The sequence below is a fragment of the Ignavibacteriota bacterium genome (assembly GCA_016218045.1).
GTDB lineage: Bacteria > Bacteroidota > Ignavibacteria > SZUA-365 > SZUA-365 > JACRFB01.
The window spans coordinates 93,075-110,494 of sequence record JACRFB010000010.1; the positions used below are offsets into that span (position 1 = coordinate 93,075).

The window sequence follows — 17,420 nt, forward strand, 5'->3', positions numbered from 1 at the left end:
CTCTCCTTGCACATTCAGGGTTTGATGGTCCACGTGAACGTGTCTTCCTGCTTCACGTCCACAACCTCGCCCGCGGTGTTGCCGAAGGCGTCGGTCACGCGCACGTGTGTCGTGCCGTTTCCGGTGGAAAAGGTCTGCTCCTCCGCGTCATGCAGGAAGCCCATGTATTTCCCGTCTATGTACACATCGAGCAGACGGCCGGCCTGATTCACGACGCGGACGTAGCCGATGAATGTCCCCTCTCCCCGTGTACGCGGCGCCATGGCGAGCGTCTGCCGCAGGCGCGAGAGAGGTTCGTTGCCTCCGGGTATACGTGTCGCCGCGAGTGCGAGCGCCTTCTCGAGGACGGGATCCTGGCGGTCTTCCGCGATGCGCACCGCCTCATTGAGTATCGCGAGGGCCGTGACGGACGCGGCGCGTTTCCCGGCCAACTCCTCGACATACGCGAGCAGCACGGCCTCGGCGGCAAGGGCCTGCGCATCGGCAAAACGGCGCGCATTGTCAACACGCACGCCGAAGCCCGGCAACGGATCGGACGCGAGTCCGAATTCGCCCCCGACATCGGTATACGCGAGGCGCGGGAACGCGGCCTTGACAAGACTGCTGTTTTTTTGCGCCAGCGCGGGCGCGGACAACGTGAGAAGTACAAGGATGGAAAGAGCGAAGCGTGTCATGTCGGTATCCTCCGGAAATCGTGGTGCACTGTTCTTGTTCGCTCGAAGCGGAGTTGCAGTGGCGTGCTCATCGGGTGTCCCCGAAGAAAATAAAGGCGGACCAATAATACGGGAAAACCCAATCGGGATCTTTTGGTGTATTCAACAGTGAGAGTGCGGCCAGCCGCGCGGCCTGCGCCTTGGCCATGCCGTCGCGCCGCCATGCGCGATAAAACTCGATCATCCACGCGAGTGTGGCGGCATCGTCCACCACCCACAACGACGCAATAACGGATGGTGTTCCAGCATAAACGAAGGATCGGGTCAGGCCCACAAGTTCGTCGCCCTGCGTGAAGCCGCCTTCCTCGCCCGCGACCTGCGCCGTCTGGCATGCGCTCAAGGCGACGAGCGCGGCATGCAGGTCGAGGTTGAACACTTCGCCGACCGTGAGATTGCCGTCGTCATCACCTTCGGGTTTTGCCGCGGCCAGCAGGATGCGCGAGCGCAGTGGTTCACGCTTGTTGAGTTCACCGTGCGTGGCGAAGTGCAGAACGTCGGCGCGCACGGCCTCACGTTTCACGCGCGCCTCTTCGGCGGCGGCACCGGTCAGGACAACGGCGCCATCGATGTATCGCGCGACGGAATCGGCCTCGACCAGAGCGCCCGCGAGAGGACGCGCGCGATAGACGGGGTCGGCGTAGGCGGGATCACCCACGACGAGGCTCGTGGCGCCGTCCGCAGGGGCCTTCGAACGTACAAAGGCCAGCACGCTTGCCGAAGGAAGATAGGCGATGGCCATGTCCTCGATCAGGAAACGCGGCCGCGCGACGTGGACATCGCGACGTTTGTCGAAATTGCCTATGCGCACGAGCGCTTGAAAAGGCAGATGATGCAGCGGTCCGTGCGGGACGACATAGGCCTGCCGCACACCACGCAACAATGCATCGACGGGAGCGAGCAACACACTGTACATCTCCATCAGCTCGAACTGCCAGCGGCTGTCCGTTGCGCCCGCCCGCCATTCAGCGAGGGCTTGGTCCATTGTCAGACCCTTCTGCAGGCGAGCCGCGCGCAGCGCCGCGGCGCGGGCATTCGGGAAATCGGCGTACAACCGCCGTCGCAGCGTCTCGATGCGGCGCTCGAGTCCGTACTCGGCGCGTATGGTGAGACGTTTGGCGACGAGTGTGTCGCGGCGCAGAAGAAAGACGAAGGCGGCGCGTTCGCCGTCGTCCACAGTCTCACCGATGAAGTACTCGACGAGTGCGGTCGAATCGTCGAGCAGCGCGCGCAGATCGCGCGCCGGGGCGGGCTCGATGCTCTTCACAGACGCGTATTCGGGATCGACATCGCGCAGCGTGTCGAGAACGGATCTGTGCCGCTGCAGCAGGATGGCTACTTGTGCGCTGCTGTCGGGAGTGTCGATGAGCCGGGCTATCTGCTCGTGCAGCGCGCGCTCCTCCGCCACCAACGCGGCGCCGCGCGCGGTACGCTGTTTTTTTTCGCCGATGGTCTTGTTGCCGAGCATGTCGAGGAACGAGCGCGCCTTCGCTCGTTCCGCATACTCGAAAGCCTCGTCGAACTTTCCGAGGCGCACGAGTATCGAGATGAGGCGCTCGTAGAGATGGTACTTGTTCGAGACAAAACTCGAACGCACGTCGATGGACGTGAGTCCGCCGCGCAATTCCTCGATGATCGAGATTCCCCGTCGCAACGCCTCCGCGGCCTCCTCGCCTCGACCGTCCTCGTCGAGCATCAGACCGATATTGCCGAGGCACATCGCCTCGTGCACGCGGAATCCGGAGACGCGGTATTCGTCGTTGGCGCGGCGGAACGCGGTGACCGCGCTGTCGCGCCGACCCTCGTGTGCAAACGTGTTGCCGAGATTCAGCCATGCGTCGGCGGTGGGAAACACGGCGAGCGACTCGCGAAAGTACGCGCGGGCCGTGTCGAGGTTCGCGCGGAAGCGAGCGGTGTCGGCCCCGCGACGCGCCGCGTCAGCACGCAGATAGTACACGGTTCCGATGTTGTACAGTGAGACCGCGACAGGAAGCGGCTCTCCGCGCAGCCGGTCGTCCGCAAGCACGAGCCGGTGCATCACCTCGGCCTCGTTGTATCGTCCCGCGTTTTTTTCCACCACTGCAATGTTGTTGAGCACGTTCGCCCGTTCCTGACGCGCGAGGCGCGGCGTCCTTGCTCCCGCGGCGGAAAGCAGACTGTCGAGCTGCGCGCGGGCCTGTTGATACAGCACAAGAGCGTCGGCATCACGTCTGTAGGCAAGGCGCACATTGCCGAGCCACTTTCTGCACTGCGCCTGCAGCAGGCCGTCCCGGTCACGCTCCGCCTCACGAAGCAGTTCCTTGAACAGGGTTTCGGCCGCTTCGTACTGTCCCCTGTCCACCATCGCGCGTCCCTGACTGATACGCGGATCTTCATTCACCACCACATCCGGCGCGGAACACGATGCGACACACGCAAGCAGCACTATCGATATAAGGAGGCGTCGGGTCATCGTTTTAGCAGGCACAGGGAACGGCAGACGGCAAACGGGAAATGGTGAAGGACGAAACGCGAGTGGAAAATGACGAACAAGGATCGGGGTCCGATATTGCTAGTATTAGCTGAGGTTGTCTCCTGTATCCTCAATCCTGTCTCCTCACACCGCTCTGAAAAGACCCCACCCCTACCATCTACCAACTACCACCAGCCACTACCAACTACCAACTACCACCTACTATCTCCTCCCACCAAGTATCGCCGCAACCACGGTCGTCTGATTTCCGAAACGCGGAAGAATTCTCGCGAACTGCTCGACCGCAAAGCGTGACGAAGTGGGGGATGCGGCTAAAACGAGGAGATGTTGGAATGCGTCCGCAAAGAGCCGCTCCCTGTCGTCACTGTACGCCAGGACGCTGAGCGTGTGATAGGACTGTTCGTCGATTTTTTTTCCTGAGAACAAGGCCTGCAACTCCTCACGTTTCTGCGCTGCCTTCTCGAGTCCGCCCTTGTCTGCGAACATAAAGAACGCGTCAAAAGCAGGGAGGGGATTCGGCACCTTGCCTTGTTCGTACACGGCCCAGGTATAACGCTTTTCGGGAACGGGCTTGAGGCCCGCGCTCAATTTATCGGCGCGCATGCTGTTCATGCGATATACGGCTCCTTCCACGTCCTTCTGCGCGACCACGGCATTCTCGGCATCGCGTATGATGATCGTGTAGGTCCGTGTTTTCCCGGATGCGGAGGAGTCGGTATCGAACCAGCAAAACAGCGGATTCGGATCCGAAAGTACGAGACGCGGCGACACGGCGACGGGCATGGCGTCGCCGCGAATTCCGGATGCGATGGAGAGCTGCGACAGCGCATCTTTGCCCTGCTGGCGTGCGATGCCTCCGCCGGGCACGGCCACCGTTTCATCACGCGTGACACCGCGGGTGCCGCCCGCATCGGCCAGCTTGCTTGCGGATGCGGTGGCGCCCACTGTCAGTTGCTCACCGGCCTGCACTTCGAGAAAATCTCCGGCCATAAAAACAATTGAAGTAGTTCCAGTACGGACGGTCAGCACGTCGCCGGGACGCAATTCCGCGCCCACGGACGCATCCGTCACCGCGCCTCCGGCAGGGGCTTTAATGTCGGACTTTCCGCCGTTGCTTGTGACCAGCGCGACGGGCTGCTCCTGCGCAGTGGCCCGCACAGCGGTGATCAGGAAAACAGTCAGTAGTAGTATGAATCGCATGTCAATGTCCTTCTTCGTGTAATGACACCCTTCTCTCTCTCTCTCTTCACTCTTCACTTTCCACCTTCCACTTTCAACCTTCCACCTTCCACTTTCCACATTCCACATTCCACCTACCTGACTCGCGCCACGTTGAAATTTGCGAACTCCTCGAGCCGTGGAATCATCGGCGTCTGCGCACCGCGGGTGAGTTCCTTCACCGTTGTTGTGACGTAGAGCTGCAGTTCGCTCCAGTCGATGATATTGTTCTTTGTGAAATCAGCATTGCCGCTGAGTCCGTCGATCAGGGCTTTGGTGAACGCGCCATGGCCCCACTCGCGGTTCTCGAACGAGTACTCGTTACCGGAGCTTGATGCAAGGATGATGCCGACTTTGTTTGCAAGGGCTCCCGCGACCTTGTCGTTCGACGCGCCCGATGAGACTTCGCCCGAATGGCAGGCGTCGAGCAGCATCACCACACGGCCTGCGCGCAGTCGCATAATCTGCCGTGCCACATCCTCCCATGACAGACCGTCCCGCGCGACGGTTTTACGCGCGGCGCCGGCGGTCACAAAGAAGTACTCGGTCCCGCCCTTTGTATTGCGCGCGCGAACGCCGTGCCCGCTGAAAAACAGCACCAGCATGTCGTTTGATCGCATCGGCGGGAATTGGGCGATGGCATCCAGCACGCCCTTCCGCGAGGCATCCTTGTTCAGGAGCACCTTGCTGTAGACACGCGTGTATTCCTTGCCCTCCTGCGCGGCGAGTTTTTGGGCGAACATGTTGGCGTCGAGCGCCGCGTACGTCAGATCGGGGAAGGCGCCGCCGTACTGGTCCACCCCCACGCTCAATACAAAGAGATTGGCGCGCTGCTGGTCGGCGGTCTCGACCTTGATCACTGCCTGTGCCGGTTTACTGTGTACGCGGGCCGCGTTGTATGCGACCGCCTCGATCACGTTGATGCCGGGCAGCACCTCGAGGCGCACGCGGCGGACGAGTTCTGTCTCGCTCCGCGTGAGTGTTTCGGAGGACACGAGATTTTCATCCGCAACGGGACGGCCGTTGAGACGCAGTTGCGCGGATTCAATTTTTTTCTTGTCCCGCGCGCGGAACTCCACAACGATTTCCATTTTCTCGCTGCCGAAGGCAAAGAGCTGCTGATGCCGTGGTGACAGCAATTCAAGCGTGGGCGGATCGATCACGCGCGCAAGCCGCGCCTCGGGCGCGTAGGTGCCGGCCAGCGCATCCTCTATTACCGAAGGCTTTTTGTAGAGCGCCTCGTAGCGCTCGAGGGGGAAAAGCTCTTCTCCGCGCCGCCATTGCACATACCGGTCGCCGAACACCGAGCAGTCGTAGTACCCGTCCGGCGTGAAGCTCAGCCATTGTCCGTCGCTGAATCCCACCATGCTCACGAGCTGCGCGGCATCCTTCACCCGCCAGGTTTTCACCGCGCCGTCAATATGTGCGGTGGTGAGGCGTTCGCCCTTTTTGGGTTCGAACACCGACGCCATTGCGCCATACGACTCGGGCACCGCGCGTACACGCAGCGACTTCTGCCAGTCCCATACTTCGACGAGTCCGTCCATCATGCTCACCGCAACGGTCTTGCCGCTCCGGTCGAAGGACAGATGATGCGGAAAACCGATGCCCGTTTCAAAATACTGCATAGGCGCGCGTTTGCGCACGTCCCAGGCGCGGACGATGCGGTCACGTCCTCCGCTCAGCAGCGTGGTGTTGTCGGGTGTGAATTCCACACATCGCGCGAAGCGACTGTGCCTGCCGAGCAGCGCCACCGCCGCACCCGACTGCGCATTCCACAGGCGTACGGTGCCATCCTGCCCGGCGGACGCGAGCAGTGCCCCGTCGCGCGATACGGCAATGCCTGTCACCCACACCGATCCCGCTGCGGACGCGAAACGCCTCCGGCCATCAGTGTCGTAGACCGCGATGCTGTCGTTTCTGCCTGACACCGCTATGCCTCGCCCATCGGGCATAAAACACAGGTCGGTGACATAGGAATACCCCGCATGGAATTCGACGCGCCTGTTTCCCGAGACGGCGTCGTACACGGTGATACGACCGTTCATGTCGCCAACGGCAAGAACCGATCCGTCCGTACTGAGCGCGAGCGCAGTGTTCAGTGTCGCGCGCTCGGCGCGCATCGTCCGCAAGCATTCGCCGTTGACCGTGCTCCACATTTTCACCGTGGAATCGCGGCCGCAGGAGTAAATCACTTTCCCGTCGGGGCTCATGGCCACATCCCACACGGCGCCCGATTTCCCTTCTTCGAGGTACATCGAAACACGGTCGTCCTGCGCCGCTGAGAAGGTTGACAGCAATACAAAAAGGCCGATAATTCGCAAGAATCGTCTCATGTGCTCAAGTCGCTGATGGTAGAACAACAATGTAGCGATTCGACCCGTGTTTCGGAAGGCACTACTTGGCCTTCCACATCAGCCCGCCCTTGCGGTCATAGAGTTCAAGATGGGATTCCCCGGCGCCGTCCACTCCGAGACTCACACGCACCTGTCCCGCACGATCGAAGATCGTGAGATAGGGTTCACCGTTGTCCTTTCTGTAGCCGATGTTGATGTGCGGCTGTGTGGCGATTTTTGTGGTGACTGTGACGTTGTCCTGCGATGTGGACTTTTCCGCGGTGGATGTTCCGATGAAGAATCCTCCGAGTCCGGTCTGGGGATCCGTGAGCATCGCGCCTTTCAGTGTACCGTTCTGGTCCTTGAGCAGAAAGCGCCCTTCGTAGGTCTGCTGTTCGTATGCGCTCATCCAGCCGACGAGCATCAGCGCGACGACACACAGCAGCGCCGCAGCCCCGCCACGCTTGATCCGGCGGTTCTGGCGTTCCAGCGTCTCGACGCGACGCAGAAGAATATCAACGTGTACGAGTTCCGGCGACATGACTGCCTCTCGATTGTGTGGGAAGTGAGTGGGGGATGTTGTGCCGGAAAATATCGATAATCGCGGAGTGTCGCCACAGAATTCGACGTTCACGACGACCACTCGTTACAACCGTACACACAGGCGGACTCCGCACCTCCCGTTCGTTGGGCACTGGGGTGCATTCGGATGCGCGCTATCACACATCGGCACCGGTGTCTGCACCGGCGGCATACCCGACAACACTGCCCGTCTCTTGCCACCCAGCATGTGACAGTATAACTTGCATGAAACGACTAAAGGACACCCATGAGCAATCCAGCAACATTGCTGACACAGGATGATCAAAAACGCATCGCCGAGGCGGTGAAGGCAGCGGAGAGCCGAACCTCCGGCGAAATCGTACCGTACATCGTAGGCCGGAGCGATCCCTATCCCGAGGCCCCATGGCGCGCGGGCACACTCGTCTCATTGCTGGTGCTGGGGGTGCTCGCAGGACTGTGGATGGGCACAAACCTGTGGCTGCCCTATGGTGTGGCCGAGGTCGCGCTGCTCACCATCGCGGGCTTCATACTCGGAGCCGGCCTCACGCTGCTCTTTCCCTCGCTCAAACTGCTTTTTGTGTCGTCGGCGGTCGTGAAACAGCGTGTGGATGAACGCGCCGGACTCGCCTTCCTCGACGAAGAGGTGTTCGCCACGCGCGACCGCACGGGAATCCTGATTTTCCTGTCGCTGCTCGAACACCGCGTGCGCATACTCGGCGACAGCGGCATCAATGCGAAAGTCAAGCAGGAGGAATGGGATGGCATAGTGGCCGACATGGTGGCGGGCATGAAGCGCGGCGCACCTGGCGAGGCGCTTGTCGGCGCGATCGGACGCTGCGGCGAACTGCTCGCGCGCATGGGGGTCGAGATCAGGCCCGACGACACAAACGAACTTGACAACGCCGTCCGTCTGCACACAAAATGAGACGCGCGCATCTTTTTTTCTCGCTGACGGTCGCATGTCTGCTGATCGCCCTTGCGGCCGCGCGTGCACTCGACGTGCCGTACCTGGGCGGTCGCATCAATGATCTGGCGCACATCCTGTCGACAGGCACCATCGAGGAAATCGAACGCCTGCTGAAGGCGCATGAGGACAGCACGGGGAATCAGTTCGCCGTGTTGACCATCACAACCCTCGAGGGAGAATCTCTCGAGGAGTATGCCCTCCGCGTCGCCGAGACATGGAAACTCGGCAAAAAAGGCTCGGACAACGGCGCCCTGCTTCTCATCGCAAAGGACGACCGAAAGCTGCGCATCGAAGTGGGCTACGGCCTCGAGGCCTCGCTCACGGATGCCGTCTGTTCTTTCATCATAAACGAGAAAATCACGCCGGAATTCAAGAACGGGAATTTCGACGCGGGCGTGCTTGAAGGCGTGCGCGCGATGATCGCCGCAGCCGACGGCACACTCGACACAAGCACGGCTTCTTCGTCCGCCGATGGTTTCGACACGACAGGCATGATCTTCTTCCTCGTGTTTTGGATGGGCATCGTCGGCGTCTTCACCTTCCTCGGCATTTTCTCGAAGGGCTGCACGTCGTGGTTCATGTACGCGTTTCTGATTCCGTTCTGGGCAGCTCCCGCGCTCATCCTCCTCGACTCGCCCGTATCGTTCCTCGGACCGGTCTTCTTCCTTGTATACATCATCGGCTTCCCGCTTTTAAAGCTGCTCGCGCCAAAAACCGAGTGGGGCAGATACCTTACAACCAAGGTCACGACCTCACGCAGCAGCGGCGGGTGGATGAGTTCCTCCTCCTCCGGAGGCGGCTGGTCCAGCGGCGGCAGTTCGTTCTCAGGCGGCGGTGGATCTTTCGGCGGCGGCGGCTCGTCGGGAAGCTGGTAAATGGACGTTTCCACGTTACACGTGTCCACGTTTCACGTTTCCGCGATACACGTTTCCGCGTAGCACGTTCCCACATAGCACGTTTCCACGTTTCACCTAACGACGTGACTGTGGACCATCTGCTTGGACGTGAAGGAACACAACCACCACAAAGCTCACGGCAATAACTCAAGGCACATCGTCGGATGTTCCTCTTTGTTATTGCCGTGATATTCGTGTGGTAGTTTTTACGCGTGGAAGCGGGCTTGTGCCTCTACGTGTGAATTCGAACTACCGCGCTATCGGCAGATAGATATGTGTGACGAGTTCCGCTTCGGGTGTGGTGGCGGGATCGTTGAGGTATTCCTCCCACATCGGCATGTACTTCATCCAGTCGGCCTCGGACTCCATCAGCCCCTTGCCCCGCATATAGTCGGTGATCAGATGATAGGTCGCGCCGATCTGAGGGTAGGGTCCGGTATGTGTAAAACGAAACGCCTCGCCCGAGGGTAAAGGACCGACGGACACAGGTCCGGTGCCCGCATCAAGGGGAGGCGCGGCAACAGGCATGGCTGTGAGGAAGGTTGTTCCGTCGGGACCGTATTCAAGGTACACGCAACGCGGTGCACCGACACATTGCAGACCATGTTGTCCGATATAACCCATCAGTGTGCCCATGGCCGCTCCCATCGCGGGACCGATTTCCTCGGGGTTGCTGCCCACCGTGCTTCTCACCTGCACGCCGATGGCCTCCGGCACGGTCACTTCCAACGCGTGAAGCTGCTCGAAAGAATTCATACTCAACTCTCCTAAATGGTTAGACATAAAACTAACCACCAAATCTGAAAAAAGCAAGCATCGGAGCGTGATATCTGGAAATATTTCCCGTCTTCAGCCCCGCACACCTCCCCACTCACCACTCCTAGATCCTAGATCCTCCCTCCAACCTCCTTCAAAAAAAAAAAAGGCCCCGCTTTCGCAGGGCCTTGCAAGCATACAGCAGGGAGAGATCAATAGTCCATTCCGCCGCCCGGGGGCATGGCGGGCATAGCCGGCTTCTCTTCCTTCTTCTCAACGATGGTGCACTCGGTGGTGATCAGCAGACCGGCGACACTGGCCGCGTTCTCGAGCGCGATGCGCGACACCTTGGTCGGATCGATGACGCCCGAGGCGGTCATGTTTTCGTACTGCTCGTTAGCGGCGTTGAAACCGAAATCGCCTTCACCGTCCTTCACTTTCTGCACAACGACCGAACCTTCGAGACCGGCATTGTTGACGATCCAACGGATCGGCTCCTCGACGGCCTTGCGGATGATATCCACACCCACCTGCATGTCGTGGTTGTCGAGCTTCAGGCCTTCGAGCTTCTTCATCGCGCGGAGCAGCGCAACGCCGCCGCCGGGCACGATGCCCTCTTCGACAGCGGCACGTGTCGCGTGCAGCGCATCTTCGACGCGGGCCTTCTTCTCTTTCATTTCGACTTCCGTCGCCGCGCCGATCTTCAGTACCGCAACACCGCCCGAAAGTTTCGCCAGGCGCTCCTGCAGCTTCTCGCGGTCGTAGTCCGACGTCGTGTTTTCGATCTGGACCTTGATCTCGTTGATGCGCTTCTTGATGTCTTCGGTTTTTCCGGCGCCTTCGACGATCGTGGTGTTGTCCTTGTCGATCTCCACTTTCTTGGCCGTTCCGAGATACGACAAAGTCGCGTTCTCGAGCTTGTAGCCCTTCTCCTCGCTGATGACGGTGCCTGCGGTGAGCACGGCCACGTCTTCGAGCATCGCCTTGCGGCGGTCACCGAAGCCCGGCGCCTTCACGGCGGCAACCTTCAGCGTGCCACGGAGCTTGTTCACGACCAGCGTCGCAAGCGCCTCGCCTTCGATGTCCTCGGAGATGATGAGGATCTGGCGGCCCTGCTGCGCGATTTTCTCGAGGATCGGAAGCAGGTCCTTCATCGAGCTGATTTTTTTGTCGTGGATGAGGATGAGCGGATCCTCGAGCACGGTCTTCATCGAATCGGGATCCGTGATGAAGTACGGGCTCAGATAACCGCGGTCGAACTGCATACCCTCGACAACGTCGAGATGCGTTTCCGTACCCTTGGCTTCTTCCACCGTGATCACGCCGTCCTTGCCGACCTTGTCCATCGCGTCGCTGATCAGCTCGCCGATGGCGCGGTCGTTGTTGGCCGAGATGGACCCGACGTTCGCGATGTCGGTCTTGTCCTTCACATCGCGGCTCATTTCCTTGAGGCCTTCGATGATCTTCGACACGGCCACATCGATGCCGCGCTTCAGATCCATCGGATTGGCGCCGGCAACAACATTCTTCAGGCCTTCGCGGACGATCGCCTGTGCAAGCACTGTCGCTGTTGTGGTACCGTCACCCGCAACGTCTGAGGTCTTCGAGGCCACTTCACGCACCATCTGTGCGCCCATGTTCTCGATCGGATCCTCGAGCTCGATTTCTTTTGCAACCGTGACGCCGTCCTTCGTGACGGTCGGCGCGCCGAATTTTTTGTCGATGATGACGTTGCGGCCTTTCGGACCGAGAGTCACTTTCACCGCGTCGGCGAGTTTGTCGACACCGCGCTTGAGCGCATTACGCGCCTCGGCATCGTACGTGATGATCTTTGCTGCCATTGTACTTTTCTCCTGTATTCGTATTTGCGTTCGCTGATTCGATGAGGGAGCTTAGATGATCGCGAAAATGTCGCTCTCGCGCATGATGAGGTAGTCCTCACTGTCGATGCGGACTTCGGTGCCCGAGTACTTGCCGTACAGCACCTTGTCACCGACTTTCACTTCCATCGCGATGTTCTTGCCATCGTCTCCGACCTTACCCGGTCCGACCGCCATGATTTCGCCCTGCATAGGCTTCTCTTTTGCGGTGTCGGGGATGTACAGCCCGCCGGCGGTCTTTTCCTCCGCCTCGAGCGGACGAACCACAACGCGGTCAGCAAGCGGCTTAAGCTTCAGTGCCATGATGTTCCTCCATGAATTGAATGGGTGTTGGGGATTGCTTCTATCTACTGCTATATCGTGTGGTAGCACTCGTATTATGCGAGTGCTAATATACAATTTCTCCCTGGCACTGTCAAGACCAGAGTGCCAAATCTCCAAAAACCCTTAATTATCGATCAATTTAAGGGTTTTGCCAAAACAACGGTTCTTCCGGAGTGAGCCGGTCGGTTTTTGAACGAGAATTATTATTCACGCCCATGTGAAGGAACATTCTTCCTGTCCCGCATAACCATAAGTACTCCCGAGCTGCAGGAAACGGAGATGGACTGACCCGTCGCCTGGTTGCAGGTGCCCTCGTTCTCACCGAAAATGAGCCGGCCGCCGGGGGGTGTGTATTTGAGTCCTTTGAATTGTATCCCCTCTGCACTCGGCAGAGGCACAATGGAAACACGCTGTCCGGCAAAGGCCGGAAAGCGACGCGCACGAGTCAGTATGTCGATGAAGTAGTCGGCATCCTCGAGGGTGATTTCGAGCGCACGGGCATATCTACTCAGTATCGCGAGATTCCCGAGACTGTGGTCCAGCAGGCGTCCCGTCGCACCGGTAATGGTCACATATCGCGCTCCTCGTTCCACTACCAGACGCAACGCCTTTTCCAGATCCGTGTCGTCCTGTCCCGATTCGTGCCTGATCTCGACTCCGTGTTTTGTGAAATGCGCGATGACGGTCGGATGCACGGAGTCAAAATCGCCGACGAGCACATCGGGCAGAAGCCCTGCCCTTCGTGCCGCATTGGCTCCGCCATCGGCGCAGACGACATAGCCCGCCTCCGCGGACAAAATGCGCAATCGCTCGCTCGTCGGTTGTGTGCCGTTCGCGATTATCAATGCCTTCATATTCTTCTCAGTTCGTAATCCGTCGCACAGTTGCCGTGACACCCCTACCGCACCATCTACCAATCGATCGCAATATCGAAAAAGACGCTGCGTTCCGCTCCTACAAAAAACTGATCCGCTTCCCCGCTCTGAGCATACAGTGCGTCAAACAGGTTCTCGACGGACACACGCAGATCGATGCCGCGCACGCCGAGCAGCGCGGGGGTGCGGTATGCGGCGGTGAGATTGAAGACGGAGAACGGATCCACTTTGTTTTCCTCGTTCTGAAAGTTGTCCGTGTACTGGTCGCCCACATACTTCCATCCGCAGCCCACTGTCAGGCCGCTTCCGCGCCATGTCAGCCGGACGTTTGCAATGCGCTCGGGGAAACCGGCGATGCGGTTGCCGTCCAATTCCAGAGCACGTGCGGCGCCGCTCACCGGATCACTTTCCCACACGGTATGCCGCGCCAGACGACTGCGACTCAGGAGAGCGTTTACGTCGAGATCGAGGCCCGGGAGCAATGTCGCTGTTCCGGAGAACTCCAGGCCCAGATGCAGCGTGCGTTCTGCGTTTCCGGTGATGGGTTGGCCGAATCGGTCGAGTCCGCCGCTTTTTACGATCTCGTCGCTGAAGTCCATCATGTACCCGTTTACAAGTGCGCGAACGGAGCCTTCAGAATACCGCGCGCCCAATTCCAGATTTGCGAGTTTTTCCGGCTTCACCAACGGTGCGCTGAAGTCGTAACCGCCCGCGTCCGTCCGCTCGAACTGCGGCACGGCGCCACCGCTGGATTCCGCCGCGTCGTACAGGTTCTTGAGGCGCGGTTCCCGCTGCGTGTAGGATATGTTCCCGTAAAAATTCCACACGGCGTCGAGATTGTAGTTGAGGCCGAGACGCGGATTAAAAAACAGATACGGCACTCCGAAATCCGTACCCACAAAGGCCTCGTCGCCGAGGCGGTACCGGTTGTACACGGCCTGGAGACTGCCCATGAGGTTCAGCCGCTCCGAGAGTCCGTACAGCTCCTGCGCATAGACCGAGACGATGGTCTTGCCGCCGCGGTACTCGTAGTACTTCCTGCCGGGATCGAGACCCGCGGGGAGCCCCTCGGCCCATTGAATGCGTCCCCAGTGCAGCGACCCGTGTGTGCGCAGTTCGAGACCCGCGGTCAGCGTTCCGCCCGCATGCCTTACGGTGAGCCGCGGCATCCAGCCCCATTGGCGGTTGTCAACGTAGGCGCGGATGATGGGATTTATCGGATTACCCGCTCCGGCATATCCGTATTTTTCGGTAAGCCGGTAGTAGGAGGTGTCCGTCCACCCCGTGCCGTCGTAATCGAAGTAGCCCTGGCCCGCGACATGGAAGAAGGTGTTGTTGAGAGTGACGTCGTCGGAGATGGTCCACTCGTGCAGCAACTCGTAATGCGGCTGCGAGAATTCCTCCACTTCCTGAGCGCGGCGCTGTTGCGACCAAGTGTAGACGCCGTTTTCCGCCGACCAGTAGTTGTAATTCTTCCTGCGCTCCTGCCTGTCCTTCACCGCAAATTTCGGAAGTCCGTAATACACAAGCCCGTCGCTGATCGGCCCGCCGTACACGTTGACACGCGTGGTCATGTTCCGGTCGTAGCGCGTCGCCGCAAAATAATAGCTGTTGGTTTTCACCCACGAGCGGTCGCGGTAGCCGTCGGTGACCGCGCGCGAGAGTCGGCCGTAGAGCGTGTACGTCTGATCGAGCAAACCCGATCCGAACGACAGGGCGTAGCGCTGTGTATTCCACGAACCCGCGCCCGCGGCCACACGCACGCCTTTGCGATCGGCAAAATCGCCCGTCACCAGATTCACCGATCCGCCGATCGCGGGCGGACCGTAAAACGCGCTGCCCGCGCCGCGCTGCACCTGAATCTGTTCCGTGCTGCCGAGCAGATCGGCAAAATCGACCCAGTACACGTTGTGATCCTCCGGATCGTTCTGCGGCACGCCGTTGATCATCACCGCAAGACGCCGCTGATCGAAGCCGCGTATGCGCAGGTAATTATACCCGATCCCGCTTCCGCCTTCGGAATAAAATGTCGACGATGGTAGGTCGCTCAGGAGCACGGGCACATCCTGCACGAAGTACGAGTCGCGCAGATCGCTCCCGCGCAACTCGGAAAAGGTGACGGGTGAAAAACGCTCCGTGGCACGAAAGGCCGACACTTCGATTTCCGGACCTGGCATCGGCACGGGATCCAGCCGTATCGGTTGAAAGACGCCCGCCTGCGAACGCGGTATCATGATAGAGATCGACGTATAACCGACGTGTGTTACACGCAGGACGGATACGGGACCGGAAGCGGCTTCGAGTGTGAATCGTCCCGAGCGGTCGGCGGCCGTGCCCCCGGGTCCCGGGACCAGCACAATGTTGGCTCCTTCGAGTGGGAGTCCGCTGCGTGCGTCCACCACGCTTCCGGTTATTGTTTGTGAAACAAGTGGGCCCTGCGCGAACAGAAACAGTGCGAGGGCGAGTATCCATGTGTGTCTCATGAGCGATGCTCCAATCGAGAGGTATCAGGAAACTCGACCCTGACGCGGAGAGGTGTGGAAACGAAAAACCGCGTGCCGGGAAAAAGGCAGCGCGGTGTGGAGTTCATTCCTACGCCGGCATTATCCGGGTCAGGTTCGACGGGTGTGTTCTCAGCCGTCCCTTTTTTTGGTGCGGGACAGCACCCCGAGTGACACACCAATCTACGCGTTGCCATGCACTCTGTCAAGGCCCGGAGCACATCTCACCGCGGATGGCCACCGGTAGCGGGGGAACGGCCTTCATTCCGCACACCCGGCGGGCGTATCCCCTTGCACGTCGCGGTTCTCCGTGGGTATTTTGTAAGGATGAATACTCGACACACTCTCGCCCTGATCCTCGCCATGCTGCCAGCGACACTTCTTCTGCATGCGCAGACCTACAAACCAGCTTTCGAAAAAATCACCCTGTCCAACGGTATGGATGTGGTATTCCACCGGGATACGACGCTGCCCGCCGTGTCCATCCATATCGCCTTCCGTGCCGGTTCCAGTTGGGATCCGAGCGGACTCCGCGGCATCGCCACAGTGTCAGGCAATCTGCTGCTTGCCTCGCTTCCAGCGCATGCGGCAAGCGAACTCGGGAAAATTCAGACCGAGGCGACTGCCGCATACGCGTCTTTAACCAGTGTTGATTGGACCAACATCACCCTCACGTATCCGGGCAAATATCTCGACGCGGGGCTTTGGATAGAATCTGAACGCCTGAAAGCCGCGGGCGATGCAGTCACAGAGATCATGCTGAAACAGACTGTTGAGTATATGATTGCACAGCGGCGCGAAACGGCAAAGGATCCATCGGCCGACATGCAGGAAGCGCTCTACAGGGAAATGTATCCCGAGGGTCATCCCTACGCGCATTTGAGCACGGGCGACACAACCGAACTGCGAAAGATCACGCTCGCCGAAGTACGGAAGTTTATGAAACTCTTCCATACGGCGGGCAATGCGAGCATGACAATATCAGGCGACTTCCGAATCGATGATGCAAAAAAACTCGTGAGGAAATATTTTGCGGGACTTCCCGCGAGCAAACGCTTCGTCTGGAAAACCGAGGCGCGAAAGTTTGATCCGGCAGGACCCGTCGCGCTGATCAAACAGGCACCCGTCGATTTTTCGACGTTGCAGATCGTCTTTCCCACCGTGCCCCTGGGCGATCCCGACGAGGCGGCCCTGCAGTTGCTCGCCAAACTGCTCGCGGGCGCGGGGGATGCGCGGCTCAAGAAATTGTTCCTCGACAACAATCCCAACGTGCTCGATGTAACGGCACGGCAGACCAGCCAGGATCTGCACGGGATGTTCGCCATCACCATCACATGCAGGGCCGAGACGCAGTTGCGTACGGTGTTCGAGCAGGCGTTGACCCTTCTGCAAACCATCCCGCGGACTCCGGTGTCGGAGGATGAGATGTCGATGTCGCGGTCGCTCAACGAAATGGAATTTCTTCTGCCGATGGAATCGGTGCACGGTTTTGGCGGCCGGGGTGACGCGTTGAACCTCGGCAATCTCTACACCTCAAATCCCGCGTCACAATTTACCGGCATCGAGGCGCAGGCGCGTGTCTCACCATTTGCGCTCCGCGAGGCGGCACGGCGTTACCTCTCCGGCGCGTCTGTGGTAGTGCTGAGCATCGTTCCAGCGGGACGACAGGAACTGGGCGTCACGTTGTAAACCCATATCCGCCCCGCCTCGCGAGAGTGCGGCGCGGAATCGCTGCAAAAGAAAGGGCCCGCGTATAAAAGACGAGCGCCCGGCTCCTCTGGCTCCCCAGGATCCGGGCGTCGATGTGACAGGCGGTGCCGTCTGCTACGGCGGTGGGTAATGTGCGGGTGAGCCGTTCGGCTCGCGGTTCATTCGGTGTGTGGTGGGGGGTGAAACATTCCGTCCATTCTCATCATCGTG

General features: G+C 59.7%; 13 protein-coding genes and 1 riboswitch. Of the genes, 3 read left to right on the plus strand and 10 right to left on the minus strand.

Translation table 11 applies throughout. The features are described 5' to 3' along the window. Positions 1-14: 14 nt before the first annotated feature. The 5 genes from HY962_02795 to HY962_02815 form a co-directional block, all read right to left on the minus strand. A complete protein-coding gene (locus HY962_02795) occupies positions 15-674 on the minus strand; it encodes a hypothetical protein (protein MBI5645835.1) in 660 nt (219 codons plus the stop codon). Positions 675-741: 67 nt separating this feature from the next. Beyond that, a complete protein-coding gene (locus tag HY962_02800) occupies positions 742-3,162 on the minus strand; it encodes a CHAT domain-containing protein (protein ID MBI5645836.1) in 2,421 nt (806 codons plus the stop codon). Positions 3,163-3,384: 222 nt separating this feature from the next. Next, a complete protein-coding gene (locus HY962_02805; protein ID MBI5645837.1) occupies positions 3,385-4,383 on the minus strand; it encodes a hypothetical protein in 999 nt (332 codons plus the stop codon). Between the two features lie 113 nt (positions 4,384-4,496). After that, positions 4,497-6,737, minus strand: a complete 2,241-nt coding sequence (locus HY962_02810; protein MBI5645838.1) for a caspase family protein — start codon at positions 6,735-6,737, stop codon at positions 4,497-4,499. Positions 6,738-6,798: 61 nt separating this feature from the next. Then, positions 6,799-7,278, minus strand: coding sequence for a hypothetical protein (locus HY962_02815; GenBank protein ID MBI5645839.1), 480 nt, complete (start codon positions 7,276-7,278; stop codon positions 6,799-6,801). A gap of 288 nt (positions 7,279-7,566) precedes the next feature. Between HY962_02815 and HY962_02820 the strand changes: the two genes are divergently transcribed. Both HY962_02820 and HY962_02825 read left to right on the plus strand, forming a co-directional pair. After that, complete coding sequence (locus HY962_02820; GenBank protein ID MBI5645840.1) at positions 7,567-8,226, plus strand: hypothetical protein; 660 nt, start codon at positions 7,567-7,569, stop codon at positions 8,224-8,226. After that, positions 8,223-9,143: a TPM domain-containing protein gene (locus tag HY962_02825; GenBank protein ID MBI5645841.1), complete on the plus strand. Its 921-nt coding sequence runs from the start codon at positions 8,223-8,225 to the stop codon at positions 9,141-9,143. The genes HY962_02820 and HY962_02825 overlap by 4 nt, the downstream gene beginning before the upstream one ends. A gap of 270 nt (positions 9,144-9,413) precedes the next feature. Here HY962_02825 and HY962_02830 read toward each other — a convergent pair whose 3' ends face one another. The 5 genes from HY962_02830 to HY962_02850 form a co-directional block, all read right to left on the minus strand. Continuing rightward, the gene (locus tag HY962_02830; GenBank protein ID MBI5645842.1) at positions 9,414-9,920 is read right to left on the minus strand and encodes a GyrI-like domain-containing protein; all 507 of its coding nucleotides are present in this window, start codon (positions 9,918-9,920) and stop codon (positions 9,414-9,416) included. 212 nt (positions 9,921-10,132) lie between these two features. Then, positions 10,133-11,761: a chaperonin GroEL gene (gene groL / locus HY962_02835; GenBank protein MBI5645843.1), complete on the minus strand. Its 1,629-nt coding sequence runs from the start codon at positions 11,759-11,761 to the stop codon at positions 10,133-10,135. A gap of 51 nt (positions 11,762-11,812) precedes the next feature. Beyond that, positions 11,813-12,097, minus strand: coding sequence for a co-chaperone GroES (groES, locus tag HY962_02840; GenBank protein MBI5645844.1), 285 nt, complete (start codon positions 12,095-12,097; stop codon positions 11,813-11,815). Positions 12,098-12,327: 230 nt separating this feature from the next. Then, positions 12,328-12,978: a thiamine diphosphokinase gene (locus HY962_02845; protein MBI5645845.1), complete on the minus strand. Its 651-nt coding sequence runs from the start codon at positions 12,976-12,978 to the stop codon at positions 12,328-12,330. Positions 12,979-13,034: 56 nt separating this feature from the next. Continuing rightward, entirely contained in the window at positions 13,035-15,482 is a 2,448-nt protein-coding gene (locus HY962_02850) for a TonB-dependent receptor (GenBank protein ID MBI5645846.1), read from the minus strand. 91 nt (positions 15,483-15,573) lie between these two features. Then, a riboswitch (TPP riboswitch) is annotated at positions 15,574-15,679 on the minus strand. Between the two features lie 148 nt (positions 15,680-15,827). Between HY962_02850 and HY962_02855 the strand changes: the two genes are divergently transcribed. Continuing rightward, on the plus strand, positions 15,828-17,189 hold the full coding sequence (locus HY962_02855) for an insulinase family protein (protein ID MBI5645847.1): 1,362 nt from the start codon (positions 15,828-15,830) through the stop codon (positions 17,187-17,189). Positions 17,190-17,420 lie beyond the last annotated feature (231 nt).